Annotated in this window: 1 protein-coding gene; it reads right to left on the bottom strand. The window is 41.8% G+C overall.

The annotated features are described in order from the left end of the window. Positions 1-247 (bottom strand): DUF6040 family protein (locus tag LJE09_RS17565; RefSeq protein ID WP_227311628.1); only part of this gene is annotated, 247 nt, incomplete at its 3' end. Positions 248-337: the final 90 nt, after the last annotated feature.

Here is a 337-nt window from a genome sequence, read left to right as displayed (position 1 = left end):
AATACCATGCAAGAAGGAACAAGGTTGTTTGGAACATTACCGTTTTTGCTTTATACTGTCCTGCAAGTCGCTCTTTTTGTGTTTCGTATTTTGCTTTTGCATTCTGATAGGCTGTCCGGTTACAGGCTTCACATTTTTCATAGAGTACCGGCTTTTCTACCGGTATTTCTACGATTTTCTGATGTGTCCGGGCATAATCCCGTTCCTGTGTTAAATAGCATATTTTATCTTGACATTCCTCTATCATGACGTTTGCGCTTCGCAACTTCTCTTTCTCGATCCGCAATGCTCTGTCTGCCAGCTTCAAGTCGTTCTTTAATGCTTGAATATTCCCGGC

Origin of the sequence: Blautia sp. DFI.3.45, assembly GCF_020593505.1 — a bacterium.
GTDB classification, from domain to species: domain Bacteria; phylum Bacillota; class Clostridia; order Lachnospirales; family Lachnospiraceae; genus Blautia_A; species Blautia_A wexlerae.
Note: the sequence above shows the minus strand (reverse complement) of the source record. Positions and strands in the feature narration are given on the sequence as shown.